This window comes from Bradyrhizobium sp. SZCCHNR1051 (assembly GCF_032489615.1).
In the GTDB taxonomy this organism is placed as follows: domain Bacteria; phylum Pseudomonadota; class Alphaproteobacteria; order Rhizobiales; family Xanthobacteraceae; genus Bradyrhizobium.
In genome coordinates this window covers 22,467-46,356 of the sequence record NZ_JAUEYJ010000008.1, presented here as the reverse complement: position 1 = coordinate 46,356, position 23,890 = coordinate 22,467, and the positions used below count along the sequence as shown (strand labels likewise).

The window sequence follows — 23,890 nt, the reverse complement described above, 5'->3', positions numbered from 1 at the left end:
GATCGATGTTCGTCTCTCTCGCGCTCACGGCGCTGCTCGTCGAGGCGGCGGTCGGTTATCCCCAGGTCCTGGTGCGGCGGATCGGCCATCCCGTGATGTGGATGGGTGCGCTGATAGCATGGGCGGACCGCCGCTGGAACGGGGCAGACGGCTTTGCCGCACGACGTGCGCGCGGCATTGCGCTCGTGTGCCTGCTCGTCGCGGGGGGGATGACCATCGGCCTCGCCGCAGCGTGGGTGATGCAGGCGGTCGTGGGCGAGCCGGTCGCAACGATCATCCTTGGTGTGGCGGCAAGCAGCCTGCTGGCCCAGCGCAGTCTCGACACGCATGTCGCCGCGGTTGCAGAGGGACTGGAGCAGGAGGGGCTCGAGGGCGGCCGCCGAGCGGTCTCGATGATCGTCGGCCGCGATCCCGATCGGCTGGATGAAGCAGGCGTTGCGCGGGCCGCGATCGAGAGCCTGGCAGAAAACTTCTCCGATGGCGTCGTCGCACCCGTGTTCTGGCTCGTCGTCGGTGGTCTTCCAGGTATCCTGATCTACAAGGCTCTCAACACCGCGGACAGCATGATCGGCCATCTCTCGGACCGGCACCGCGCGTTCGGCTGGGCGGCGGCGCGGCTCGACGATCTCGTCAACTTGCCGGCCTCGCGCCTGTCCGCGCTGTGGATCGCAGCCGCTGCGGCCTGCATCCCGAGCGCCTCGGCTTCGGCCGCGGTGCGAGCCGTTGCACGTGATGCGTCGAAGCATCGTTCGCCCAATGCCGGCTGGCCGGAAGCGGCGATGGCTGGTGCGCTCGGACTGCGCCTGGCGGGGCCGCGCGTCTATCACGGTCATCTCGTCACCGATGCCTGGATGGGCGATGGGCACGCCGATCTCGACGCGTCCGACATCCGGCAGGCCTTGCGGCTGTATCGGCTGGCCTGTCTGGTTCAGGCCCTGGTCGTCGCAGGACTCGTCCTGGTCAGGATCCTGTAGCCGCCACGGGCGGCGCGGGCTTGCTCGCCAATGCGAGGATTCGGTCCACGTCAACGTAGCGCTCGAGATGCGCCGCGAGTGCATCCAACGTCGTGTCCACATCGGTCTCATAGGCTAAGCCGCTCGTCGTCGCGCCGAGGCCGCGCAGCCAATGGGCGCGCAGGCCATCATCGGCGAACAGGCCATGCACATAGCAGCCAGTAACCAGGCCATTTCTTGCGACGGCGCCATCGCGCCTGCCATCGGAGAAGGTGAGGAAGGGGCGCTGTGTCGCCCGTCCCTCCGTGTGGCCGATGTGCATCTCGTAGCCGCGGAACGAGAGCTTATCGTGCGTCAGCGTGCCCTGGACCTCGCGCAACGCCTTGTCATCGGTCAATGTCGTTTCGACGTCGAGCAGGCCAAGTCCCGCGACGGACTCGGGCGTGCCCTCGTGCCCATCGGGATCGCTGATCACACGCCCCAGCATCTGATAGCCGCCGCAGATGCCGAGCACGCGGCCGCCGCGGCGCAGATGCGCGACAAGATCGATGTCCCAGCCGACTTCACGCAAGGCGGCGAGATCGGCAATCGTGGCCTTCGAGCCCGGCAGGATCACCATCGATGCGTCGCCGGGGATCGGCGTGCCAGGCCGCAAAAACTGCAGATCGATTCCATCTTCCAGCCGTAACGGATCGAACTCGTCGAAATTGGAGATGCGCGGGTAGGCGAGGATGACGACCTTCGGTCGGTGTCCTCCGGACGATCCGCGTTCAGCGAGGCCGAGCACATCCTCCGCAGGCAGACGGCACGCATCCGAGAAATACGGAATGAGCCCGAGCGACGTCCACCCCGTCCGCTGCGCGATCTCGTTCATGCCTGATGCAAACAAGGCGGGGTCGCCGCGGAACTTGTTGACGAGGAAACCCGCCACGCGCGCGGCATCGTCGGGCGCGATCACCGTCCTGGTGCCGACCAGGCTCGCAATCACGCCGCCCCGATCGATATCGCCGATCAGCACCACCGGAATCTGCGTGGCTTGCGCAAAACCCATGTTGGCGATGTCGCCCGCGCGCAGGTTGATCTCGGAGGCGGAGCCCGCGCCTTCGACCAGCACGATGTCGGCATCCGCTGCGAGGTGATGGAAGCTGTCCAGCACGGCCGCCATCAGTTGCGGCTTCATCGCCTGATAGGCGGACGCCTTGGCGTTGCCGACCACGCGGCCCTGCACCACGACCTGCGACCCGATCTCGCTCTGCGGCTTCAGCAACACCGGATTCATGTGCACGGTCATCGGCCGCCGCGCCGCGCGCGCCTGCAGCGCTTGCGCGCGTCCGATCTCGCCGCCATCAGCGGTGACGGCGGCATTGTTCGACATGTTCTGTGGCTTGAACGGCGCCACCTTGAGGCCGCGCAATGTCAGCGCGCGCGCGAGCCCCGCGACGATCAGCGATTTGCCGACGTCGGAGCCGGTGCCCTGGAACATGATGGCGCGCGCGCTCATGAGCCTAGTACTCGATGCCTTCCTGCGCCTTCACGCCGGCTGTGAAGTGATGCTTCACGAGGTTCATCTCGGTGACGAGGTCGGCGGCCTCGATCAGCTCCGGCTTGGCGTTGCGCCCGGTGACGACGACGTGCAGATCGGGACGGCGCCCTGCCAGCGTGGCGACGACGTCTGCGATATCAAGGTGATCGTAGCGGAGCGCGATGTTGAGCTCATCGAGAACGAGCAGCCGGATCGACGGATCCGCCATCAGCTCCTTTGCCTTTGCCCAGGCGCGCTCGGCCGCGGCGACGTCGCGCGCGCGATCTTGCGTCTCCCACGTAAAGCCTTCGCCGAGCGTGTGCCACGACACCTGGTCGCCGAACCGCTCGATCGCCTTGCGCTCGCCGGTTTCCCACGCGCCCTTGCCGAACTGCACGACGCCGATGCGAAAACCGCGGCCGAGTGCGCGCAGCATCAGGCCCCAGGCCGCCGTCGATTTGCCCTTGCCCTTGCCGGTGTGAACGATCAGCAGGCCCTTCTCGACGGTCTTGGAGGCGACCTCAGCATCCTGCACCGCCTTGCGGTTCTCCATCTTCGCTTTGTGGCGTGAATCGTCGGCGCTTCCGGTCATCGACATTTTCTCCTGGTCACTTCAACGTCAGCGGCAGTCCCGCCGCCATCAGGATCACGCGATCGGCCACGGCCGCGACGTCCTGGTTCAGTCGCCCCTGGGCATCGCGAAAGGCGCGCGCGAGCGCGTTGTCCGGCACGATACCCAGTCCGACCTCATTGGACACGGCCACGACGGGGCCAGGCGCGTCCCTGAACGCCTCGATCAGCTCGGCGCATCGTGCCGGAACGTTCATGTCGGCGAGCATCACATTGCTGAGCCACAGCGTCAGGCAATCGATCAGCATCGGCGCGCTCGAATTTGCCCGTGCACGGACCAGGCCTGCAAGATCATGCGTGGTCTCCAACGTCTGCCATCCCTCGGTGCGGCGCGCTTTGTGCTGCGCGATTCGGTCCTTCATCTCATCGTCGAACGCCTGCGCGGTCGCAACATAGGTCCAAGGTGCGGGAAGGGCGGTCACGAGCGCCTCGGCATGACGGCTCTTGCCGGAACGCGCGCCGCCGAGCACCAGGGTGAGGCGCGGCAGGGCGGGATGCGGGCGGGCGGGGACCATGGGGGACGATTCCGATTGACGGGCTTTGGCGCGACCCGTATCTAACAGATGACGGTTCTCCGAAAGGAGAGATTTAGGGAACACGGTGCGGGTTCTTGACCCAAGGCCGTGGCTGCCCCCGCAACTGTAATCGGCGAGTGTGAGGCCAAGACACCACTGGGAAACCGGGAAGGTGGCTTCATGCGGTGACCCGAGAGCCAGGAGACCTGCCGTCGACATTGCTGTTGGCCGACCCGTCGCGCGGGGAGTCGCGATGCTGGTTCTGATCCCGCCGGGATGGGCGGGATGCCGTCGGATGCAGCGCATCGTCCGGTCCTCTGGGGGAGCCGGCAAGCGACGGAGACGGCCATGAAGTTGACCCGTACCACGACCTTTGCAGCCGCGAGCCTGGTGCTGCTCGCCGCCGATCCCGCCTTCGCGCATCACATGATGGATGGCAAGCTGCCGCAGACGTTTGCGCAGGGCCTGCTGTCCGGCCTCGGCCATCCTGTGATCGGAATCGACCATCTGGCCGCCATCGTCGGTGCGGGCATCGTTGCAGCGCTTCTGGGCCGCGGCTTCGCGCCGGTGCTCGCCTTCACCACAGCGATGATCGCGGGCGTCGGCCTTCATGTGGCCAAGGCCAACATCCCGGCTGCCGAGCTGCTGGTCGGCCTGACCACCGTCGTGGTCGGTCTGGTGGTGGTGATGCGTGGCGGTTTCGGCGTGCTGCCCGTCGCCGGCCTGTTCGCCGTGACCGGCCTCGTCCATGGATATGCGCTGGGTGAATCGATCGTTGGGGCCGAGAACACCCCGCTCGGGGCCTATCTCGTCGGTCTGCTCGTGATCCAGACCCTCATCGCCGCCGGCGCGTTCCTCGGCACCAGGCTGCTGTCGGCGAAGGCCAAAGCGGCCGCACCGCTGGCGCTGCGGCTCGCGGGCGCTGCCATCGTGCTGGTGGGAGGGGTCGCCGCGGCGACGGCGGCCGGCGTGATCGGCTGATTGATGACCGCATCGGAGACTGGTGAGACGACGCTGTTCGTCTGCGTCACCTGCCGTTCGCAGGCGACGGAACCTACGCCGCCTGATCAGCCGCGGGCCGGAGCCCGTCTGCTCGCCGCGATCGAGACGTTGCCGACCGCGCAGCGCGCCGGTGTCACCGTGGTCGGCGTCGAGTGCCTGTCGAACTGCAATCGTGCGTGCACGGTTGCAGTGACGGCGCCGGGCAAATGGACCTACGTGCTCGGCGCGCTCGATCCGGATCTGCATGTTCAGGATGTGCTGACATTCGCGCAGCTGCATCAGCGCCATGACGCCGGCCTGCCGGCCTGGCGCGAGCGTCCCGAATACATCCGCAAGAACACCGTTGCGCGCGTTCCCGCGCTGTCAGCACCACGCTGAAACGAGAGATCGTATCGCCATGACGAAGTCGTTCGCCAAGACGCCTTGCACCATCGTCACCGGTTTCCTCGGCGCCGGCAAGACCACGCTGGTGCGCAACCTGATCGAGACCGCGAACGGTCGCCGGCTCGCCATCATCGTCAACGAGTTCGGCGATGTCGGCATCGACGGCGACATCCTGAAAGGCTGCGGCGTGCCGGACTGTCCGGAGGATCGCATCGTCGAGCTGTCGAACGGCTGTCTGTGCTGCACCGTTGCCGATGATTTCGTGCCCGCGCTCAGGAGCCTGCTGGATCAGAAGGAGCCGCCCGAGCATATCGTGATCGAGACCTCGGGGCTCGCGCTGCCGAAGCCGCTGGTGCAGGCCTTCAACTGGCCGGAGATCGCGACGCGCGTCACCGTCGACGGTGTGGTGGCGGTCGTCGACGGCCCGGCGGTGGTCGCGGGACGCTTCGCCGACGATCCCGAAGCGCTCGCCGCGCAGCGCGCCAGTGATGCTTCACTCGATCACGACAACCCGCTGGAGGAGGTCTACGAGGACCAGCTGCTGTGCGCCGATCTCGTTGTGATGAACAAGAGCGACCTGATGAGCGAGGAGCAGCGCAAGGATGTCGCGGCCGAGATCACGGCGAAGGTGCAGCGTGCCGTCAAGGTGATCGCGACGGAGCACGGCAGGCTGTCGGCTTCAATTCTGCTCGGGCTCGGTGCCGCAGCGGAGGACGATCTCGCGGCCCGACCGTCACATCACGACAACGAGGCCGAGCACGACCACGACGATTTCGAGAGTTTCGTGCTCGACGTTCCGGCGCAGGCTTCGCCCGATGCGCTCGTCGACCGCATCGCGGCCGCCGTCGACGCGCATGACGTATTGCGCGTGAAGGGGTTCGTGGAAGTCGCCGGCAAGCCGCTGCGCCTCCTGGTGCAGGCCGTCGGCAACCGCATCCAGCATCAGTTCGAGCGCCCGTGGCGATCCGGCGAATCGCGGCAGGGGCGGCTGGTGATCATCGGCGAGCGCGGCCTCGATGCCGCCGCCATCCAGAGCCTGATCACAGGATAGGCGGGACCGATGCACCTGCTGGCGACAACGGGCGCGGATCTCGACGACCTCGAACAGGCCGTGGATCTTGCACAGTCGCCGGCCGAAATCGTCGTGCTGTCGTTCTCGGATAGCGACTTGTCGGCATTGGCCGAGGCCTGGACCGCGTCGTCGGATGAGCTGCCGAGCCTGCGCCTCGCGAGCCTGAAACGGCTGAAGCATCCGATGTCGGTCGATCTCTATGTCGACCGCGTCGTGCTGGGCGCGCGCGCCGTCGTCGTGCGCTGTCTCGGCGGGCTCGACTATTGGCGCTACGGGCTGGAGCGCATCGCATCGGTCTGCCGCAGCCGCCACATCCTGTTCGCGGCACTGCCGGGTGATGATCGCGCCGACGAGAGGCTCGATGCGCTCTCGACCCTGCCGCAGGACGCGACCTCGCGTCTCTACGGCTATCTGCACGAGGGCGGCGTCGGCAATGCGCGCGAGGCCCTGCGCTATCTCGCGACGCTGCTCGGGCGCGACGCGCATTTTGCGGAGCCGGTCGCGATCGGTTCGATCGTCGGCTTCATGCCCGATCGCGGAGCCGTCGGCATCGATGATCTCTGCGGCCACGATGATGCGCGGCCCACCGCGTTGATCGTGTTCTACCGTGCGGGCCTGCTCGCCGCGGATACGGCAGGGATCGCGGAGCTGATGCGGGCGCTCGAAGGTGAAGGGCTGGCGGCGGTCGCGGTCGCGGTGACCAGCCTGAAGGATCCCAATATCGGGGATGCACTGGCGCGACTCGTCCAGCGCCGGCGTCCTGCGATCATTTTGAACGCCACCGCGTTCTCGGCGCTGCGCGACGACGGCACTACGGTGCTCGACCTCGCGGACGCGCCGGTCTTGCAGATCATCCAGGCGCAGAGCACCGAAGAGGCCTGGGCCTCGTCGGCGCGCGGACTGTCGCCGACGGATCTGGCCATGAATGTCGTTCTGCCGGAGCTCGACGGCCGGCTGTTGGCGCGCCCGATTGCGTTCAAGGGTGAAATGCCGGCGGATGAGCGTCTGCAGTTCGGCACGATGCGTTATGTACCGCAACACGACCGCATTGCTTACGTCGCCCGGCTCGCGGCGCGATGGGCGCGGCTGCGGGCGCTGCCGGCAAGCGAGCGGCGCGTGGCGCTGATGCTTTCCGATTATCCGGCGCGCGGCGGGCGCCGCGGCTACGCTGTCGGTCTCGACACCAGCGAAAGCGCAGCCGCCATTGCGCGGCTGTTGGCGGAGGCGGGGTACGATATCGACCGCGCAGCGCCGACCGCCGAAGATGTCGACGCGCTGCTGCGGGACGAGGCAGATGAGCTCGTGGTGCCGCTCGCGGCCTATCGGTGTGCTCTGGCGCTGTTGCCGGATGAGCTGCAGCGTGCCTCGCATGACAATTGGGGAGAGGCGGAAGCCGACCCGGCGGTTCGAGATGGCACCTTCCGTTTTCCGGTGCTGCGTGCGGGAAAACTCTCGATCCTGCTACAGCCGGATCGTGGCAATCGCGCCGATCGCAAGTCTGGGTACCATGACACGAGCGTGCCTCCGCGGCACGCCTATGTCGCGCTCTATGCGCATCTGCGTGAGGCCGAGCGGATCGATGCGCTGATTCATCTCGGTGCGCATGGCACGCTGGAATGGCTGCCTGGCAAGGCACTGGCGCTCTCAAATGCGTGCTGGCCGGAGGCCGTGCTGGGCCCGCTGCCGGTGATCTATCCCTTCATCGTCAACAATCCCGGCGAAGCGATGCAGGCCAAGCGGCGATTGTCGGCCCTGACGCTCGGGCATCTGACGCCGCCGCTGTCGCAGGCCGGTCTGCACGGACCCTTGCTGGAGCTGGAGGGGCTGGTCGAGGAATATGCCGAGGCGGATGGCCTCGACAAGCGCCGGCTGAAGCTGCTCGAGGAGGAGATCGTCGCGCGGGCCTGGCAGGGTGGCTTGGCCGCCGATTGCGGGCTCGACCGTGCGATGACCGGACGCGAGGCGATCGCACAGCTCGATGCGCAGCTCTGTGACATCAAGGAGCTCGCGGTGCGCGACCGCCTGCATGTGTTCGGGGAAGCGCCCGACACGGCGGCGACCGGCCTGCTTGCGGATGCGATCACGGCGGCCATGGGGCCGGCGGCCGCGACGGTCGATCGCGCCGACATCGCCGCACGGATCGCCGCGAGCGCTGCAGCCGAACGCAGCGCGTTGCTCGCGGCGCTCGACGGTCGCCGCGTCGCTGCCGGTCCCGCCGGCGCGCCGAGCCGCGGCCGGCTCGACGTGTTGCCCACGGGGCGTAATCTCACCGCGATCGACCCGCGTGCGATCCCGACCCGGACCGCCGCTGTGGTCGGCGTACGCGCGGCTGACGAGGTGATCCGGCGCTATTTGCAGGATCATGGTGACTACCCGCGCGCGCTCATGCTCGATCTCTGGGCGTCCGCATCGCTGCGCACGGGCGGTGACGATCTGGCCCAGGCCTTGGCTTATCTGGGCGTGCGGCCGCGCTGGGACCTCAACTCCAATCGTGTCACCGGCGTCGACGTACTGCCGTTGGCGATGCTCGACCGCCCGCGCATCGATGCGACGCTGCGGATCTCGGGGCTGTTTCGCGACCTGTTCGAAGCGCAGATCGCGCTGTTTGATCTCGCCGTGCAGAAGGTGGCGTCACTCGACGAGGACGATGCCGACAATCCGCTGGCCGCGGCACGGCGGCGCGGCGAGAGCCTGGCGCGCGTGTTCGGCGGCGCGCCCGGCAGCTACGGCGCCGTTGCCGCCGACCTCGCGCTCGGGATGGACTGGACGAGCCGGTCGCAGCTCGGCGAAGCGTATCTTGAGAGCACCGCTTACAGTTTCGGCGGAGCGCATGACGGCGTGTCGGCCTCCGACACGTTCCGCGCCCGTGTCCGCAGCGCCGATGCCCTCGTGCATCCGCAGGACGATCGTGAGCGCGACCTCCTCGATGGCGAGGAGGTGGCCGATTTCGCCGGAGGCTTCGCAGCCGCTGCAGCGTCGCTCGGCGCGTCGCCCGTACTGCTGCATCTCGACACCAGCCGTCCGGAGGCGCCGGCGGCGCGGAGCTTCAGCGAGGAGATTGCCCGCGTGGTGCGCGGCCGTCTCATCAATCCGCGCTGGATCTCGGGAATGCTCGCGCATGGCTATCGCGGCGTCGCCGAGATCGCGCAGGGCGTCGACGCGCTCTACGCCTTTGCGGCCACCTCCGACACCGTTGCCGAGCACCTGTTCGATCTGGCGCATGGCGCGCTGCTGCGCGACGAGGCCGTGCTGGACGGCATGACCGCACGCAATCCCGCGGCCGTCGCCGCGATCGTGGCGCGATTCGAAGACGCGCTGCGACGGCAGCTGTGGGTGCCACGCCGGAATGCCGTCGCCGATGAGCTTGCGCATGCCCGCGCGCGCCTGACGCAAGCGGAGAGCGCGTCATGACCGCCTCGGTCGAGATCAAGGGCTGGTGCCCGGGCGCGCGGCGGCCGATGCCGAGCGGCGACGGCCTCATCGTTCGTGTCCGGCCGCATGGTGGCGCGTTGCCGGTGTCGGCGCTGCGTGAGCTTGCCGAGGCCGCTCGGCGCTACGGCAACGGCCAGATCGACCTCACGCGCCGCGCCAATCTGCAAATTCGTGGCGTATCGTCCGAGACGCTCGCGCCGCTGTGGGAGCTGATGGCATCGCTCGGCCTGCTCGATGACAGCGCCGAGCTCGAGGCCATCCGCAACATCGTCGTCAACCCGCTGGCGGGACTCGACCCGGCCGAATGGGTCGACATGCGCCCCGTCGCCGCCGAGCTGGAGACGCTGCTGGCCTCGGATCAGGCGCTCCATGCGCTGCCGGCCAAGTTCGGCTTTGCCCTGGACGGCGGCGGCAGGCTGCCGCTGACCGGGCTCGCCGCGGATGTTCGTCTCGTCGCCTGTGGTGGCACTCAGGCAAGGCGGATCGCCGTCGGCATTGCCGGTTCTGTTGAGTCCGTGTGGCTGGGAACGACAGCCGATGCCGATGCGGCGTCGACGGCTGTGCGGCTCGCGCGGCTGGTGCTGCAACACAGCCCGACGCGGCGCTCCGCAGATTTGCCGCCGCACGCGCGCGCCGCCGTCGCCGCCGAACTGGGCCTTGATCTCTCCAACGTCATCGCGACGCCATCAGCCGCGAAATCGCAACGACGTTGCGGCATCATTGCCCTGACGGATCAAACCTGCGCCGTCGGTCTCGGCGTGCCATTCGGCCGCATCGATAGCGGCACGCTGGCGCGGCTTGCGGCCATGCTCGCGGCACACGATGTCGCCGAGGTCCGCCTGTCTCCATGGCGCGCGCTGTATGTCGCCGCGGGCGCCGTGACCGCGGAGCAACTGGTGGCGGATGCAGCCCGGCTCGGCCTGGTTGTCGACGATACCGATCCACTGATGCGCATCGACGCCTGCTCGGGCGTCGGCTGCTGTCCGTCGACGGGACTGGCGACGCGACAGCATGCCCGCGTGCTCGCGGATGCGATGGCCCGGACCGGATTCAACGGCACGCTGCACGTCTCCGGCTGCGCCAAGGGCTGCGCACGCTCGGCAGCCGCGGACGTCGTGCTGGTCGGCGAGGGCGAAGGTTATCACATCGTCCGCAACGGCACGGTGAAGAGCGAATCCTGCGGCATGCTCGATCCCACTGAGACCGACGTCGACGGGCTGTTCGAAACGAAAGAAAAGGCCGATGTCTGAGCTGGGCGACTACATCAAGGACGGGGCGGAGATCTATCGCCGTTCGTTCGCGACCATCCGCGCCGAGGCCGATCTGTCGCGCTTCCACGGACTGGAAGAGAAGATCGCCGTGCGCATCATCCATGCCTGCGGCATGGTCGAGATCACCTCCGACATCGCCATGTCCGAACACTTCGCCGCCGAAGCGCGGGCGGCGCTCGATCGTGGCGCGCCAATCCTGTGCGACGCCAAGATGGTGGCGCAGGGGATCACGCGGGCGCGGCTGCCGGCGAGGAACGAGATCATCTGCACGCTCGATGCTCCGGAGGTGCCGGCGCTCGCCGCGCAGCTCGGGACGACCCGATCCGCGGCGGCGCTGGAGCTGTGGCGGCCGCATCTCGGCGGCGCGCTGGTGGCGATCGGCAACGCGCCGACGTCGTTGTTTCATCTGCTCGACATGCTCGATCAGGGCGCGCCGCGACCGGCCGCGGTGATCGGAACGGCCGTTGGGTTCGTCGGAGCCCGGGAATCCAAGGAGGCGCTCGCGGCCGACGGCCGTGTGCCGTATCTGATCGTGAAGGGTCGGAAGGGCGGCAGCGCCATGGCGGTCGCGGCGGTGAATGCCATCGCGAGTGATGTCGAATGAGCCTGCTGGACACCATCGCGGGCTCGGCAAATCCGGGCACGCTCTACGGCATCGGCGTCGGTCCGGGCGACGTTCGTTATCTGACCTTGCGCGCCGCCGGCCTGGTCCGGTCCGTCGATGTGGTGGCGTTCTTTGCCAAGCGCGGCATGGAAGGCAACGCGCGACGGATCGTCGCGCCGTTGATGGAATCGGGCCGGCACGAGCTGCGGCTCGAATATCCGGTCACGGAGGAATTGCCCGTTGCCGACCTGTCCTATCAGTCCCAGATCGCCGACTTCTACCGACGTGCGTCGGACAGCATCACCGCGCATCTGGCGGCGGGGCGATCGGTCGGTCTGCTGTCCGAAGGCGACCCGTTCTTCTACGGCTCGTTCATGCATATGTGGCGGCGGCTCGAGCGCGATCATCCGGTCGAGGTCGTCCCGGGCGTCACCGGCATGTCCGGCTGCTGGACCAAGGCCAATGTTCCGATCACCTGGGGCGACGACGTCCTCTCCGTTTTGCCGGGCACGCTGGGCGAGGACGTCCTGCATGACCGGCTGACGCGTTGTGAGGCCGCCGTCATCATGAAGGTCGGGCGCAACCTCACCAAGGTGAAGCGTGCGATCATCAGCGCCGGCTTGCTCGATCGTGCGCTCTATGTCGAGCGCGGCACGATGGAAGCGCAGCGTGTCGCGCCCCTGGCCGAGGTGGAGCTGGAGCGCGGCCCCTATTTCTCGATGATCCTGATCCCCGGACAGGGGCGGCGGCTATGACGGGCACGCTGACCATTGTCGGCGTCGGCCCAGGGCGAGCCGAACTGATCACGCCGGCCGCCTCGGTCGCCATCGCTCGCGCGACCGATCTGATCGGTTATGGACCGTATCTCGACAGAGTGACCACGACGAGTCCGGGCCAGATCCGGCACGCCAGCGACAATCGCGTCGAGCTCGACCGCGCCCGCCACGCACTCGGGCTCGCAAGCGACGGCAAGCAGGTCGCGGTGGTGTCGGGTGGTGATCCCGGCGTCTTCGCGATGGCCGCAGCGGTGTTCGAAGCGGTCGAGGCGGGACCGGCGGCCTGGCGCGACCTCGACATCCGCGTCGAGCCTGGTGTCACGGCCATGCTGGCAGCCGCGGCTGAGGTCGGGGCGCCGCTCGGTGGCGACTTCTGTGCGATCTCGCTGTCTGACAATCTCAAGAGCTGGACGACCATCCGCCGCCGCCTGGAGGCGGCCGCTGCAGCCGATTTCGTCATCGCGCTGTACAATCCGCTCTCCAAGGCGCGACCGCATCAGCTGGGTGAGGCGTTCGCGCTGCTGCGGCAGATCAAGCCGGCTTCGACCATCGTCATCCTGGTGCGGGCTGCGGGCAGTGGTGAGGTCAGACAGATCATCACCACGCTGGGCGAGGTGGATCCCGACAAGGCGGACATGCGCACGCTCGTGCTGATCGGCTCGACGGCCACGCGCCTGATCGCGCGCGGGGGCAAGCCGCCCTTCGTCTATACGCTGCGTCGTGAAGTCGAGGGCGGTGCATGAGCGAGCTGCGCCTCCAGCCACTGCAACGCGGCTCGTGCGCCGTCCAGCGCGACGCCATGCGGCTTCTCGGGGCGGGTGATCATCACCACCGGAATCGCGAGCCGTCGCGCGGCTGCGATCTTCGGATAGGTCGCGGCTCCACCGGAGTTCTTCGACACCACGAAGGCGATGCGCTCCTGGATCAGAAAGGCTTCCTCTGTCGGCTCGTCGAACGGCCCCCGATCGTGGACGAAGCGAATGTCGGGTGGCAGCAGGACGTCACCAGGCGGGTCGATGGTTCGGGCGACATAGCGATGCTGCGGGGCTGCCCCGAAGGCTGCGAGCTCCAGGCGACCAAGACTGAGAAACACAGGCGCCGGATCCGCTCCGAGCGCCGAAGCCGCGTCGTCGGCACTGTCGACCTCGATCCAGCGATCGCCGGCCTGGCGTTGCCACGCCGCGCGCCGGATCGACGCCAGCGGCACCGACAGCGCATGACAGGCTGCGACGGCATGGCGCGAGATCTGGTCGGCGTAGGGATGCGTTGCATCGACGACGGCGTCGATCGCATGATCCCGCAGCCAGGCTTCCAGTCCGGCGATGCCGCCGAAGCCGCCGATGCGCGTCGGCAGCGGCTGCGGTTTGGGCGAAGCGGTGCGGCCGGCGAGCGAGAGTGTCGCCGTGAACCGGTCGTCGCCGGCGAGCAGCCGCGCCAGCTCCGAAGCCTCGGTCGTCCCGCCGAGAATGAGGATACGCATGCGGGGAAGCGTCCATGGTGAACTCGGCCGCAACTTGCAACGCGCAGCGCTGGCTGTCCATCGTCGGGATCGGCGAGGACGGCGTTGACGGCCTCTCGACGTCTGCGCGACGTCTCATTGCGCAGGCGGCCCTCGTGGTCGGCGGCGCCCGTCATATCGAGCTTGCGGCGTCGTTGATTGCGGGGGAACGGCTGGCCTGGCCCAGCCCGCTGAAGCTCGCGTTCGATCAGATCGCGGCGCGACGGGGAGAGCCCGTCGTCGTTCTCGCAAGCGGCGATCCTTTCAACTACGGCGTCGGCAAGCAGCTCATGCAGCGTTTCGCGTCCGCCGAGATGCTATGCGTCCCGCAGCCCTCGGCCTTCAGCCTCGCGGCGGCGCGGCTCGGCTGGCCGCTGCAGGACGTGGCGCAGGTGACGTTGCACGGCCGCGCGCTCGAAGGGATCATCCGCCATCTTGCGCCGGGGGCGCGCATTCTGGCGCTGGCCTGGGATGGATCCACCGCCCCAAGGCTCGCCGCGCTGCTGACCTCACGCCGCATGGGACGCTCGCGCCTGACGGTGCTGGAAGCGATCGGCGGCGCGCACGAACGGGTGCGCAGCGCGCTGGCGGACGCGTTCGATCTTTCCGATATCCATCCGTTGACCACGATCGCGATCGAGGTTGATGCCGAGGTTGATGCGCCCGTGATCCCGCTGACCACCGGTCTTGCCGATGATCTGTTCGAGCATGACGGCCAGCTGACCAAGCGCGAGGTCCGCGCCGTGACGTTGTCGGCCCTGGCGCCACGTCCAGGCGAACTGCTGTGGGACGTCGGGCTGGGCTCGGGTTCGGTGGCAATCGAGTGGCTGCTGCGTCATGGCTCGTTGTGCGCGATCGGCATCGAGGCGCGGCAGGACCGGGCCGACCGGGCGATGCGCAACGCGCTGGCGCTCGGCGCTCCCGAGCTGAAGCTGGTGATGGGGCGCGCGCCGGCGGTGTTGGCGGATCTTGAGTCGCCGGATGCGGTCTTCATCGGCGGCGGCATTTCGGAAGCGGGGGTGTTCGAAGCCGTCTGGTCGCGGCTGAAACCCGGCGGCCGCCTCGTCGCCAACGTGGTGTCGCTCGAAGGCGAGACGCGGCTGAGCGCGTTGTTCGGCCAGCATGGCGGTGAACTGATCCGCATCGCCGTTTCGCGGATCGAACCGGTCGGTCGCATGCATGGCTGGCGGCAGGCCATGCCGATCACGCAGTGGCGGGTGACGAAGCCATGATCGCGCTCGGGATTGGCTGCCGCCGTGCCGCCAGCGTCGCAGACATCGAGGCGGTGATTGCACATGCGCTCTCGCTTGCGCGCCTCGCACCCGCGGACGTGGCGGTGCTCGCCACTGCGGCCGACAAGGTCAGCGAGCCTGGCGTGATCTGCGCCGCGCAGCGGCTTGGCCGTCCGCTGCTCGGAATTGCCTCTGCAGCGATGACGGCTGTCGCCGATCGCGCGATCACGCGAAGCGATCGCGTCAGGCGCTTGAAGGGTGTACCTTCCGTGGCCGAGACGGCCGCGCTGGCTGCCGCCGGCGCGAATGCCCGGCTGATCCTCGCGCGCGTCGCAAACGCCGCGGCGACCTGCGCGCTGGCGGAGGGCGAGGCTGTCACCGATGCGGAGCCTGCGCCATGACGGTGCACTTCATCGGCGCCGGTCCCGGTGCCGCCGACCTGATCACCTTGCGTGGTCGCGACCTGATCGCGCGCTGCCCGGTGTGTCTCTATGCGGGCTCGCTGGTTCCTCAGGCGCTGCTCGATCATTGTCCGCCCGGTGCGCGTATCGTTGATACGGCACCGATGTCGCTCGACGAGATCGTGGCCGAGATCGAGCGTGCCACGCTCGCGGGCGAAGATGTGGCGCGGCTGCATTCCGGCGATCTCTCGATCTGGAGCGCGCTCGGCGAACAGCTGCGGCGCCTCGACGCGTTGAGGATACCCTACACGATCACACCCGGCGTGCCGTCGTTCGCGGCGGCGGCGGCCGCGCTCGGTCGCGAGCTGACCTTGCCGGGACTCGCACAATCGGTGGTGCTCACGCGGACCTCCGGCCGCGCTTCGGCCATGCCGGAGACGGAACAGCTCTCGCTGTTCGCGCAGTCGCGCGCCACGCTCGCCATCCATCTCTCGATCCACGTTCTCGATAAAGTCGTCGAGGAGCTGCGGCCGCACTACGGCGACGACTGTCCGGTGGCGATCGTCTATCGCGCGAGCTGGCCGGATCAGTTGATCCTGACCGGCACGCTGGCGACGATCGTTGGGCAGATCACGACTTCCGCCGTGGAGCGGACCGCGCTGATCCTGGTGGGCCGCGCGCTCGCAGCTGAGGATTTTCGCAATAGCGCGCTGTACGATGCCGATTATCAGCGACGCTTCCGCGGGAGGGGCGAATGAGCCGGCCCGTAACTCTGTCCGACCAGCCGGCCATCGCGGTCGAACACGGCGACATCGAGCGCAACGTCGTTGTCGCCCAGCGCACGCCGCGCCGTCTGCCAGGCGGCGTGCGCGACGACCTCGCCGGCCGGAAATCCGAGCCGCTCGGCCTCTTGAAGCACCTGCAACGCGGTGTTGGCGGTGCGTGCGGTCGTGACCAACGCGTCCGGCGCGCCGGCGTCATGCAACGTGTTCGCGAGCCAGCCGAGATCGACTTCGCCGGCGCGCGAATGCAGGTCGAGCAGGCCCTGGCCGAGCTTGGTCATCTTGGCGAAGCCGCCGGCCACGGTGATGCGGGCCACCGGATGCCGGCGCAGATATTTCAGCATGCCGCCGGCGAAATCGCCCATGTCGATCAGCGCCGTCTCCGGCAGGCCGTGGAGCTGCTGCACGGCCTTCTCCGATGTGCTTCCCGTCGCGCCGGCGATGTGCGGCAGGCCGGCGGCGCGCGCGACGTCGATGCCGCGATAAATGGAGTGGATCCAGGCGGCGCAGCTGAACGGCACGACGATTCCCGTGGTGCCGAGGATCGACAGGCCGCCAACGATGCCGAGGCGCGGGTTCAGCGTCTTCCGGGCGAGCTCCTCGCCGCCAGGAATGGAGATCTCGATGATGACGTCGCGCGCCGCGCCGAGCGCTGCAGCGGCCTCATTGATCGCCGCCGCGATCATCTCGCGCGGCACCGGATTGATCGCAGGTTCTCCCGGCGGCAGCGGCAATCCTGGTCGCGTCACTGTGCCGACGCCGGGGCCGGCGCGGAACGTCACGCCGGAATTGTCTGCACCGCGCCGCAAAGTCGCTTTGACCAGCGCACCGTGCGTGACGTCAGGATCGTCGCCGGCGTCCTTGATGACGCCGGCGGTTGCCTTCGCGCCGTCGGCCTCGTGCATCGCGACCGCAAAGCCGACACGACGTCCGCCCGGCAGGGCGATCTCGACCATGGCAGGACAGTTGCCCGTGATCAGCAGCTCGTAGGCGGCGCGCGCCGCGGCCGTGGCGCAGCTGCCGGTCGTCCAGCCACGCTTCAGCGGTCGGCTCGGCGGATCCGCAGTTTCCATCATGTCCGCTCGCATAGCACATTTTGCCATGCCTCGGCGGCGTTGCGGCCATGACCAGGGTGGCGCCCAGCGGGATCATCATCGCCGCGCCGCGTTCGGGCGCCGGCAAGACGACGGTGACGCTCGGACTGCTGCGTGCCCTCAGCCGGCGCGGCACGCGCGTGCAACCCTTCAAATGTGGCCCCGACTATATCGATCTCGCCTTTCACACGGCTGCGGCAAGACGGACGAGCTACAATCTCGACAGCTGGGCGATGTCGGCGCCGCAACTGCTGGGGCTTGTCCGCGACGTTGCCGCCGACGCCGATATCGCCATCGTCGAGGGCGTCATGGGCCTGTTCGATGGCGCATCGCATCCCGGACGCGCGGGCAGCGGCTCGGCCGCGGATCTCGCAGCCCTGACCGGCTGGCCGGTCGTGCTCGTTCTCGATGTGAGTGGGCAGACCGAGACGGCCGCTGCCGTCGCGCTCGGCTGCGCGCGTTTTCGCGACGATGTTCACGTGGCCGGCGTGATCCTCAATCGGGTCGCGAGCGAGCGGCATAGGGCGCTCATCGAGCCGGCGTTCGCGACCATCGGAATCAGGCTGCTCGGCGCGCTGGCGCGGGACGCGCAATTGACATTTCCCGAACGTCATCTCGGACTGGTCCAGGCCCAGGAGATCACGGCCCTCGAAGCCCATCTCGAGCGTCTCGCGGCAAGCGTCTCCGGAGCCGTCGATCTCGAGGCGCTGCTGGGTCTCGCGAATCCGATCCGCTCTACCGATCTCGCTGCGCAGACATCTGGCCTTGGCATCAAACCGCCCGGACAGCGCATTGCGCTCGCAGCAGATGCGGCCTTCTCGTTCAGTTATCCGCATCTCCTGCGGCACTGGCGCGCTCAGGGCGCGGAGGCCATCCCGTTTTCGCCGTTGAACGACGAGGCTCCCGATCCCGCAGCCGACGCGGTGTGGCTGCCAGGCGGCTATCCCGAATTGCATGCGGGACGGTTGGCCTCGGCGCGGTCGTTCCTCGATGCGTTGCGCGCGATGGCCTTGCGCGGCGTGCCGATCCACGGCGAGTGCGGTGGCTACATGACGCTGGGGGCGGGACTCGAAGATGCCCACGGTGTCCGGCATGCGATGGCGGGGCTGCTGTCGCTGGAAACCTCGTTCGCACGACGCCGCTTGCATCTCGGCTACCGTCAAGCGACCCTATTGGCCGATTGCAGCCTCGGCCGAAGGGGCGCCGTCGTTCACGGTCACGAATTCCACTATGCGACCATCCTGAGCGAGGCCGACGATCCGCTGATCGCGTGCCGCGATGCGTTGGGCTGCGCCATCGCCGAGCGCGGCGCCCGGCGCGGGTCGGTGACGGGATCGTTCCTGCACGTCCTGAGCGGCGAGGGCGCATGAGCGAGCAAGGCCGGCGTCCTCCGCAGTTCGACGCGACCTTCAGGCAGCGCTTTGCCGAGCTGGTGCGCTGGCGTCGCGATGTACGCCGTTTCCGCTCGGATCCGGTCTCCCCAGAGCTGATCGAACAGTTGCTCGCGCTCGCGTCCCATGCGCCATCCGTCGGTTTCTGCCAGCCCTGGCGGTTCGTGCTCGTCGAGAGCCCCGAACGCCGCGCGACGGTCATCGAGAACTTCGAGCGCGCGAACCAGGCCGCGCTCGCCGGTTATGATGGAGAGCGACGCGCGCTCTATGCGAGCCTCAAACTGGAAGGCTTGACGCAGGCGCCGATCCATCTCGCCGTCTGCGCCGACGAGGGCGCTGCCACCGGTCATCGGCTCGGCCGCGCCACGATGCCGGAAACGCTCCGCTACTCGGTGGTGGCGGCGATCCAGACGTTCTGGCTGGCGGCGCGCGCCGAAGGTCTCGGCGTCGGCTGGGTGTCGATCCTGGACCCAGCGGCTGTCTGTCGCGAACTCGCGTTGCCGTCCGACTGGAGCCTGATTGCGTATCTCTGCGTCGGCTGGCCGCAGGAGGAACATGACGATCCCGAGCTGGAACGTCACGGCTGGGAAACGCGGCTCGACCAGACAGTGATCAAGCCGCTCAAGCGCTAGGTCACGATGCGAGCGCCAACGCCGGTGCGTCAACCGTCCTTGGCTCGCCAACAGCGCCCGCGGCGCTCATGAGCTGAAACCGTGTGCCGTGCAGGTTGATGGTCAGTGGAATGCCGCGGAAGTCGTCGTGAAAGGCGCGGATGCGGCGCGCCATTTCGGCCGGATCGATGTCGGCGGACATGTCGCACATGGCGGCGTACATCTGTCTGGTGCTCTTCGCTCCGCTCCAACCGACGCCGAGCGCCGGCAGCGGGCCGGCGTCGCAGGCGAGGTCGCGCGACATGCGCCAGAACAAATAGGCGAGCCGCACGAACGTCATCTGCTCCAAACCACGGACATCCACGCCGCGCGGGATGTCGAACGTCTCGACACCGACAATCGGGCCGCAGTCGACACGGGTCTCCATCACATGGGCCGTTGCGCCGAAGCGTGTCGCACCGTCGTACATCGCGAAATGAGCCGGCGCCCAGCCCGGATAATCCGGCGGGGCCGGATGAAAATTGTAGGCGCCGTGGCCGAGCGCCTGAAGGATGTCGGCAGGCACGATGACGCCGGTCGTGAAGGCAAGCAGGCGGGATCTGCCGAGCGCATCGCGTTCGATGGCTTCGATGTCCTGCAGGCTGACCGCGAAACGGAATGCGAGGGCAGGGTTGTGCGCCCGTAGCAGCTCCGACAGCGCAAGTTGCTGGTCGCGGCTGCCGGTGAGAAGAATGATGGTGTCGAACATGATTTGTCCTGGTTGGCGTCAGCGGCGATGGGCGTTGAAGGTGGCGGGCCGGTGCGCAGCTCCCGAGGTGGCCGTCGCGGCGAACAAATTGGCCGGCAGCTCCTGGCCGGGGATGATCTCGAGCACCATGTTGTCGGCCAGCAAAGCGGCCTCCCGCGCGATGCGAACCTCCGGCTGCCACGAGCACAGTGAGAGCTCGAGGCGGCCAAAGCCGCCGCAATCAGCGACGAAGGCGCTGGTCAGCTTCTCGATGCTGTCAGCGGCGGCGCGCGCGCTGCTGCTTCCGACGTCGCGCAGGATGACCGTGACACCTCTGTCGGATTTTACTTTCGAGCGCACCACGAGCAGCGACTCCAACGCGCCGACGCGCCCGGCCCGCCGGGGCGACCGCGCCACCTCGGCAAAGTCCGGGTCGGGACCAAGATCAGCCTTTGTCGGCTTCAGATTGTGGACGATCTTCGCGCTGCGGACTCCGGCTTCCCCTGCGACGGCATGGTAGCTGCGGGGAAGCCAGACCGTGTCGAGGGCGATCTGGGAGCTCACCGCACTCCAGGCCTGATCGATCTGATAGCCGTCCCAGATATCGGGATATGAAGAGGCGATCTCACGCCAGGTCGTCAGCATTGTCCCGGCCGCCTTGGACCGGCCGAAATAGAGGGTGCGCGGCGACATCTCCCAGCCGTTCCACTTATGGACGGCGAAGTCGCAGCCTGCCAGATGAGGAAGGTCCGGAGGTGCTTGGAACATCACGTCGGCCTCGACGTACAACAGCGGTTCGCGATTCCGCTGCCACATCCGCGCGATGAAGTCGGCCTTGTCCGCAGCGCTCAGGCGTTCGCCGGGACGGCGATCGATCGCCTCGATGTCGAATGGGAGCCCGAGCCGCTGCAACGAGCGTCTGAGATGATAGACGTGCAAGTCGCCGACCGTCGTTGGATGGCAGGACACGACACGCATCGCAGCTGCCGGTGCTGCGTCCGGCGCAGGCCAGTCGCGGCCGCCCCACCATAATTCGTGCGGACCGTCGGCTGAGGTGCCGACGGTGCCGAACTCGGTCAACTTGGATTTCAGGAAATCGAACGCGGGGTTTTCGCCGAAGGGGATCACCACGGCGTCATGCGAGGTCAGCGCGCCGTACAGCAGCTCCGCCCCGGCGCCCGTTGGCGGGTCGATCAGGACGATAGTGCGGCCACGGTCAGGCGGCGGAAGGTCATCGCAGTGAACCACCGGCCCGAATGTTCGCGACAGCCATTGCAGACGATCACCTTGCCGCTGACCGAGCCTGACGCCGTGAGCGCGCAGGCTTTGCACCGGGTCGTGGTCGTTGGTCTTCAGATCTTGTCGCGTCATGCCGGGCCCTCCCGCACAATAGAACGGACCACGTCGGCCAATCAGGCGCGTCGATCGCGCATGGGCTTGCGTCGGTGTCTTGCGATGATGCGAGTAAGACCAGGCTTTCGACACGGAAAACGTGAACTTCGTTTCACAATGTTGCCGGGCGCGCTGCTCGAAGCCGCAACAGATGACAAACACCGTGGCTGCGCGAGCAGAAGTATTCGCAATCACTTCGATCTGATGCGCCTTATCAAGGCCGAAGCGGGCGATTGGTCTCGCAAACGAAGTTGCAGTGCGGATCACGAGCTTCACACCGGATATATCGAGTGCGGTGACGCTCTGGAGCCTCGATGCAGATCGAAACATTCAGCAACATTCGTTGACGCTATAGACATGATGGCCATCTACGCGCGCGTCGGCGGCGCGCGACGCAGCGCGTCGATCGCTTCATCTATCGTGCTATCAGCAACTACAACGTACGAACGCGATGGATCAGGCGCGCAATGTCGAAAAAATCGTCACGCGATTCAAAAATCGCGTCCGCGGCAACTGACAGAGTCGAAAAATGCGATAATTTCGTCGAGGTGATTCGGAAAAAATTGCCGGGCGAGATGATCGTTTCGCAGGAATTCCGAACCTTGCTCAACCGCGGACTTTGTGTGCGCGGTATGCATCCAAGGATGCTGTTAGTAAGCGTTGCAGCTCGCGTTTTCTGCTGAATTCGTCTTCTGGAATGAATCCCCCGCCATGCCGAACATCGGCCTCTCTTTCTCAACGATCGTCGGGCGCTCGATCCGCGTGCGGCAGAATTTGCCTGTCCCTAGGCAAAACATTCCATCTAACTACCTGAAAAGTCACAAAAAATCTTCGCCTGCTTCTTTCGGTCGCCGCGTTCAACGATCGGAAGCCGTCTGCGAATGCCGCATTCGGCATTGCGGGTTGGAGATTCGGAAATGAGCTACGCGCTGGACGTCTGGGCCCCGGCCGATGGCATATCTTCGAAAGAGCCGGGGTCCCCGGACGTCGCGGCGCTGCCGTCGAGCGAGTCGGCCAGCACCGTTCCCGACTCCGCGCCGCCAGGCGAGACCGCGGTCTTCGACGAGGACAAGGACCTGCTCGACCGGCTCGCCACCGGAGAGGAGCTCGCATTTCGTCTTCTCGTCGAGCGCCACATCGATCGCGCCTATGCGATTGCGTTGCGCATCGTCGGCAATGCCGCCGACGCCGAGGACGTCGTGCAGGACACGATGTTGAAGGTCTGGACTCACCGGGGGCGGTGGCAGCACGGTCGCGCCAAATTCTCGACCTGGCTCTATCGCGTCGTCAGCAACCGCTGCATCGACATCCGCCGCAAGCCGCGGACCGAGAATGTCGACGTGGTACCCGAGGTTGCGGACGGCAAGCCGGATGCAGTGAGCGTCATCGAGCGTGCGGAGCTCAGCGTCCTCCTGGAGGGGGCGATGCAGCGGCTTCCGGAGCAGCAACGGATCGCCGTGATCCTGTCGTATCACGAGAACATGAGCAACGGTGAGATCGCCGAGGTGATGGACACGACAGTGGCCGCCGTGGAGTCCTTGTTGAAGCGGGGACGCCAGCAACTGCGCGACATGCTGCGGCGTCACGAGCGCGACATTCGCGGCGCCTTCACGGATTGCTAACCATAAAATTCTCGGCGCAGGAGAATTCCCGCCTGAATCCCGCAGGCGCTTCCGTTTGATCGGTCAGACGGGGCCGATCCGCACCGTCAGTCCTTCCACGATGCGGCGTGCTTTGCCGATCACTCAGGAGTCCTCACCGTGCCCGCAATTTCCACCAACATCGCCGCCAACTCCGCCGTCCGTTACCTGAACATCAACTCCAACCAGGAGACGAGCTCGCTCGCCAAGCTGTCGAGCGGTTCGCGCATCACGTCAGCCTCGGACGACGCGGCCGGTCTCGCCATTTCCACGCGCATCTCGTCGGACATCACCACGCTGCAGCAGGCTGCGACCAACGCGGCGCAGGCGACGTCGATCCTGCAGACAGCGGATGGCGGCGCGTCCAACATCAGCGACATCCTGGCGCGCATGAAGTCGCTGGCCTCAGAGTCCGCATCGGGCACCACGGTCGGAACCAGCCGCACCTACATCCAGTCGGAATTCTCGCAGCTGATCAGCGAAATTTCGTCGATCGCGACCGGAACGCGCTATAGCGGCCAGAGCCTGCTCGACGGCACCAGCACCTTCTCGTCGGGCGTCTCGGTCCTGGTCGGCTCGTCCGCGTCCGACACCATCAACATCACGCTGTCGGATCTCACCGCGAGCACGCTCGGCGTCTCGTCGCTCGACGTCAGCACCCAGACCGGCGCGACCGCAGCCTTGACCGCTCTCGACACCGCGATCGACACCGTGTCGAAGGCCCGCGCCGACATCGGCGCGCAGGAATCGCGCTTCAACTTCTCGGCGGACTCGATCTCCACGCAGACGCAGAACCTGCAATCGGCCAACTCTGCGATCAAGGACGTCGACATCGCGTCGGAGCAAGCGAAACTGTCGTCGGCGCAGGTGAAGACCCAGGCCGCGGTGTCGGCGGAAGCCGCCGCCAACCAGATCCCGCAGTACCTCCTGAAGCTGCTGGGCTGAGTTGTGATCTGCCGGG

General features: G+C 67.2%; 23 protein-coding genes and 1 riboswitch. Of the genes, 16 read left to right on the top strand and 7 right to left on the bottom strand.

Annotation, left to right across the window (positions count from 1 at the left end):
• The first annotated feature begins 5 nt into the window (after positions 1-5).
• Positions 6-974 carry an adenosylcobinamide-phosphate synthase CbiB gene (cbiB, locus tag QW868_RS11560; RefSeq protein WP_316230607.1) on the top strand — a complete coding sequence of 323 codons (969 nt, stop codon included), beginning with the start codon at positions 6-8 and terminating at the stop codon, positions 972-974.
• Here cbiB and QW868_RS11555 read toward each other — a convergent pair.
• The 3 genes from QW868_RS11555 to cobU are packed head-to-tail and all read right to left on the bottom strand — an operon-like array spanning position 961 to position 3,620.
• Entirely contained in the window at positions 961-2,454 is a 1,494-nt protein-coding gene (locus QW868_RS11555) for a cobyric acid synthase (RefSeq protein WP_316230606.1), read from the bottom strand. The two genes, cbiB and QW868_RS11555, sit on opposite strands and share 14 nt — an antisense overlap.
• A 4-nt stretch (positions 2,455-2,458) precedes the next feature.
• On the bottom strand, positions 2,459-3,067 hold the full coding sequence (gene cobO, locus QW868_RS11550) for a cob(I)yrinic acid a,c-diamide adenosyltransferase (RefSeq protein ID WP_316230605.1): 609 nt from the start codon (positions 3,065-3,067) through the stop codon (positions 2,459-2,461).
• 16 nt (positions 3,068-3,083) lie between these two features.
• Positions 3,084-3,620, bottom strand: a complete 537-nt coding sequence (gene cobU, locus QW868_RS11545) for a bifunctional adenosylcobinamide kinase/adenosylcobinamide-phosphate guanylyltransferase (protein ID WP_315799165.1) — start codon at positions 3,618-3,620, stop codon at positions 3,084-3,086.
• A 35-nt stretch (positions 3,621-3,655) separates the two neighbouring features.
• Positions 3,656-3,849: riboswitch (cobalamin riboswitch) on the top strand.
• 119 nt (positions 3,850-3,968) lie between these two features.
• Between cobU and QW868_RS11540 the strand changes: the two genes are divergently transcribed.
• The 8 genes from QW868_RS11540 to cobJ are packed head-to-tail and all read left to right on the top strand — an operon-like array spanning position 3,969 to position 12,904.
• Complete coding sequence (locus QW868_RS11540; protein ID WP_315739770.1) at positions 3,969-4,601, top strand: HupE/UreJ family protein; 633 nt, start codon at positions 3,969-3,971, stop codon at positions 4,599-4,601.
• 3 nt (positions 4,602-4,604) lie between these two features.
• Positions 4,605-5,000, top strand: a complete 396-nt coding sequence (locus QW868_RS11535; RefSeq protein ID WP_316230604.1) for a DUF1636 domain-containing protein — start codon at positions 4,605-4,607, stop codon at positions 4,998-5,000.
• A gap of 19 nt (positions 5,001-5,019) precedes the next feature.
• Positions 5,020-6,057: a cobalamin biosynthesis protein CobW gene (gene cobW, locus QW868_RS11530; protein WP_315799163.1), complete on the top strand. Its 1,038-nt coding sequence runs from the start codon at positions 5,020-5,022 to the stop codon at positions 6,055-6,057.
• Between the two features lie 9 nt (positions 6,058-6,066).
• On the top strand, positions 6,067-9,489 hold the full coding sequence (cobN, locus tag QW868_RS11525; RefSeq protein ID WP_316230603.1) for a cobaltochelatase subunit CobN: 3,423 nt from the start codon (positions 6,067-6,069) through the stop codon (positions 9,487-9,489).
• Positions 9,486-10,760 (top strand): precorrin-3B synthase, encoded by a 1,275-nt coding sequence (gene cobG / locus QW868_RS11520; protein WP_316230602.1) that lies wholly within the window; start codon positions 9,486-9,488, stop codon positions 10,758-10,760. Before cobN ends, cobG begins: the two co-directional genes overlap by 4 nt.
• Positions 10,753-11,385: a precorrin-8X methylmutase gene (locus QW868_RS11515; protein ID WP_316230601.1), complete on the top strand. Its 633-nt coding sequence runs from the start codon at positions 10,753-10,755 to the stop codon at positions 11,383-11,385. The genes cobG and QW868_RS11515 overlap by 8 nt, the downstream gene beginning before the upstream one ends.
• Positions 11,382-12,140, top strand: a complete 759-nt coding sequence (locus QW868_RS11510; RefSeq protein WP_315777613.1) for a precorrin-2 C(20)-methyltransferase — start codon at positions 11,382-11,384, stop codon at positions 12,138-12,140. Before QW868_RS11515 ends, QW868_RS11510 begins: the two co-directional genes overlap by 4 nt.
• Positions 12,137-12,904 (top strand): precorrin-3B C(17)-methyltransferase, encoded by a 768-nt coding sequence (gene cobJ / locus QW868_RS11505; protein ID WP_316230600.1) that lies wholly within the window; start codon positions 12,137-12,139, stop codon positions 12,902-12,904. Before QW868_RS11510 ends, cobJ begins: the two co-directional genes overlap by 4 nt.
• On the opposite strand, the gene QW868_RS11500 is transcribed toward cobJ, so the two are convergent.
• Positions 12,868-13,641: a cobalt-precorrin-6A reductase gene (locus QW868_RS11500; RefSeq protein ID WP_315786207.1), complete on the bottom strand. Its 774-nt coding sequence runs from the start codon at positions 13,639-13,641 to the stop codon at positions 12,868-12,870. The two genes, cobJ and QW868_RS11500, sit on opposite strands and share 37 nt — an antisense overlap.
• A gap of 14 nt (positions 13,642-13,655) precedes the next feature.
• Here QW868_RS11500 and cbiE point away from each other — a divergent pair, with 14 nt between their 5' ends.
• From cbiE to cobM, 3 genes are read left to right on the top strand one after another with little or no spacing between them, the layout of a single operon-like run.
• Positions 13,656-14,891: a precorrin-6y C5,15-methyltransferase (decarboxylating) subunit CbiE gene (cbiE, locus tag QW868_RS11495; protein WP_316230599.1), complete on the top strand. Its 1,236-nt coding sequence runs from the start codon at positions 13,656-13,658 to the stop codon at positions 14,889-14,891.
• On the top strand, positions 14,888-15,292 hold the full coding sequence (locus QW868_RS11490; RefSeq protein WP_315739759.1) for a cobalamin biosynthesis protein: 405 nt from the start codon (positions 14,888-14,890) through the stop codon (positions 15,290-15,292). Before cbiE ends, QW868_RS11490 begins: the two co-directional genes overlap by 4 nt.
• On the top strand, positions 15,289-16,050 hold the full coding sequence (cobM, locus tag QW868_RS11485) for a precorrin-4 C(11)-methyltransferase (protein WP_315777618.1): 762 nt from the start codon (positions 15,289-15,291) through the stop codon (positions 16,048-16,050). The genes QW868_RS11490 and cobM overlap by 4 nt, the downstream gene beginning before the upstream one ends.
• Here the strand turns inward: cobM and QW868_RS11480 are convergent.
• Entirely contained in the window at positions 16,020-17,150 is a 1,131-nt protein-coding gene (locus tag QW868_RS11480) for a cobalt-precorrin-5B (C(1))-methyltransferase (protein WP_316230598.1), read from the bottom strand. The genes cobM and QW868_RS11480 overlap by 31 nt on opposite strands.
• A 47-nt stretch (positions 17,151-17,197) precedes the next feature.
• Here QW868_RS11480 and QW868_RS11475 point away from each other — a divergent pair, with 47 nt between their 5' ends.
• Both QW868_RS11475 and bluB read left to right on the top strand, forming a co-directional pair.
• Positions 17,198-18,538 (top strand): cobyrinate a,c-diamide synthase, encoded by a 1,341-nt coding sequence (locus QW868_RS11475; RefSeq protein WP_316230597.1) that lies wholly within the window; start codon positions 17,198-17,200, stop codon positions 18,536-18,538.
• Entirely contained in the window at positions 18,535-19,191 is a 657-nt protein-coding gene (bluB, locus tag QW868_RS11470) for a 5,6-dimethylbenzimidazole synthase (RefSeq protein ID WP_316230596.1), read from the top strand. Before QW868_RS11475 ends, bluB begins: the two co-directional genes overlap by 4 nt.
• A gap of 1 nt (position 19,192) precedes the next feature.
• Here the strand turns inward: bluB and QW868_RS11465 are convergent, their stop codons facing one another.
• Entirely contained in the window at positions 19,193-19,918 is a 726-nt protein-coding gene (locus tag QW868_RS11465) for a formyltransferase family protein (protein ID WP_316230595.1), read from the bottom strand.
• 18 nt (positions 19,919-19,936) lie between these two features.
• Positions 19,937-21,268 (bottom strand): hypothetical protein, encoded by a 1,332-nt coding sequence (locus tag QW868_RS11460; protein ID WP_316230594.1) that lies wholly within the window; start codon positions 21,266-21,268, stop codon positions 19,937-19,939.
• Between the two features lie 938 nt (positions 21,269-22,206).
• Between QW868_RS11460 and QW868_RS11455 the strand changes: the two genes are divergently transcribed.
• Positions 22,207-22,911 carry an RNA polymerase sigma factor gene (locus tag QW868_RS11455; protein ID WP_315786228.1) on the top strand — a complete coding sequence of 235 codons (705 nt, stop codon included), beginning with the start codon at positions 22,207-22,209 and terminating at the stop codon, positions 22,909-22,911.
• Positions 22,912-23,049: 138 nt separating this feature from the next.
• Complete coding sequence (locus QW868_RS11450; protein WP_315739750.1) at positions 23,050-23,874, top strand: flagellin; 825 nt, start codon at positions 23,050-23,052, stop codon at positions 23,872-23,874.
• The last annotated feature ends 16 nt before the right edge of the window (positions 23,875-23,890 follow it).

Bases quoted from the DNA above. Each gene is read 5' to 3' on its own strand.
- cbiB (WP_316230607.1), top strand. From the start codon at position 6: ATGTTCGTCTCTCTCGCGCTCACGGCGCTGCTCGTCGAGGCGGCGGTC.
- QW868_RS11555 (WP_316230606.1), bottom strand. From the start codon at position 2,454: ATGAGCGCGCGCGCCATCATGTTCCAGGGCACCGGCTCCGACGTCGGC.
- cobO (WP_316230605.1), bottom strand. From the start codon at position 3,067: ATGACCGGAAGCGCCGACGATTCACGCCACAAAGCGAAGATGGAGAAC.
- cobU (WP_315799165.1), bottom strand. From the start codon at position 3,620: ATGGTCCCCGCCCGCCCGCATCCCGCCCTGCCGCGCCTCACCCTGGTG.
- QW868_RS11540 (WP_315739770.1), top strand. From the start codon at position 3,969: ATGAAGTTGACCCGTACCACGACCTTTGCAGCCGCGAGCCTGGTGCTG.
- QW868_RS11535 (WP_316230604.1), top strand. From the start codon at position 4,605: ATGACCGCATCGGAGACTGGTGAGACGACGCTGTTCGTCTGCGTCACC.
- cobW (WP_315799163.1), top strand. From the start codon at position 5,020: ATGACGAAGTCGTTCGCCAAGACGCCTTGCACCATCGTCACCGGTTTC.
- cobN (WP_316230603.1), top strand. From the start codon at position 6,067: ATGCACCTGCTGGCGACAACGGGCGCGGATCTCGACGACCTCGAACAG.
- cobG (WP_316230602.1), top strand. From the start codon at position 9,486: ATGACCGCCTCGGTCGAGATCAAGGGCTGGTGCCCGGGCGCGCGGCGG.
- QW868_RS11515 (WP_316230601.1), top strand. From the start codon at position 10,753: ATGTCTGAGCTGGGCGACTACATCAAGGACGGGGCGGAGATCTATCGC.
- QW868_RS11510 (WP_315777613.1), top strand. From the start codon at position 11,382: ATGAGCCTGCTGGACACCATCGCGGGCTCGGCAAATCCGGGCACGCTC.
- cobJ (WP_316230600.1), top strand. From the start codon at position 12,137: ATGACGGGCACGCTGACCATTGTCGGCGTCGGCCCAGGGCGAGCCGAA.
- QW868_RS11500 (WP_315786207.1), bottom strand. From the start codon at position 13,641: ATGCGTATCCTCATTCTCGGCGGGACGACCGAGGCTTCGGAGCTGGCG.
- cbiE (WP_316230599.1), top strand. From the start codon at position 13,656: ATGGTGAACTCGGCCGCAACTTGCAACGCGCAGCGCTGGCTGTCCATC.
- QW868_RS11490 (WP_315739759.1), top strand. From the start codon at position 14,888: ATGATCGCGCTCGGGATTGGCTGCCGCCGTGCCGCCAGCGTCGCAGAC.
- cobM (WP_315777618.1), top strand. From the start codon at position 15,289: ATGACGGTGCACTTCATCGGCGCCGGTCCCGGTGCCGCCGACCTGATC.
- QW868_RS11480 (WP_316230598.1), bottom strand. From the start codon at position 17,150: ATGATGGAAACTGCGGATCCGCCGAGCCGACCGCTGAAGCGTGGCTGG.
- QW868_RS11475 (WP_316230597.1), top strand. From the start codon at position 17,198: ATGACCAGGGTGGCGCCCAGCGGGATCATCATCGCCGCGCCGCGTTCG.
- bluB (WP_316230596.1), top strand. From the start codon at position 18,535: ATGAGCGAGCAAGGCCGGCGTCCTCCGCAGTTCGACGCGACCTTCAGG.
- QW868_RS11465 (WP_316230595.1), bottom strand. From the start codon at position 19,918: ATGTTCGACACCATCATTCTTCTCACCGGCAGCCGCGACCAGCAACTT.
- QW868_RS11460 (WP_316230594.1), bottom strand. From the start codon at position 21,268: ATGACGCGACAAGATCTGAAGACCAACGACCACGACCCGGTGCAAAGC.
- QW868_RS11455 (WP_315786228.1), top strand. From the start codon at position 22,207: ATGAGCTACGCGCTGGACGTCTGGGCCCCGGCCGATGGCATATCTTCG.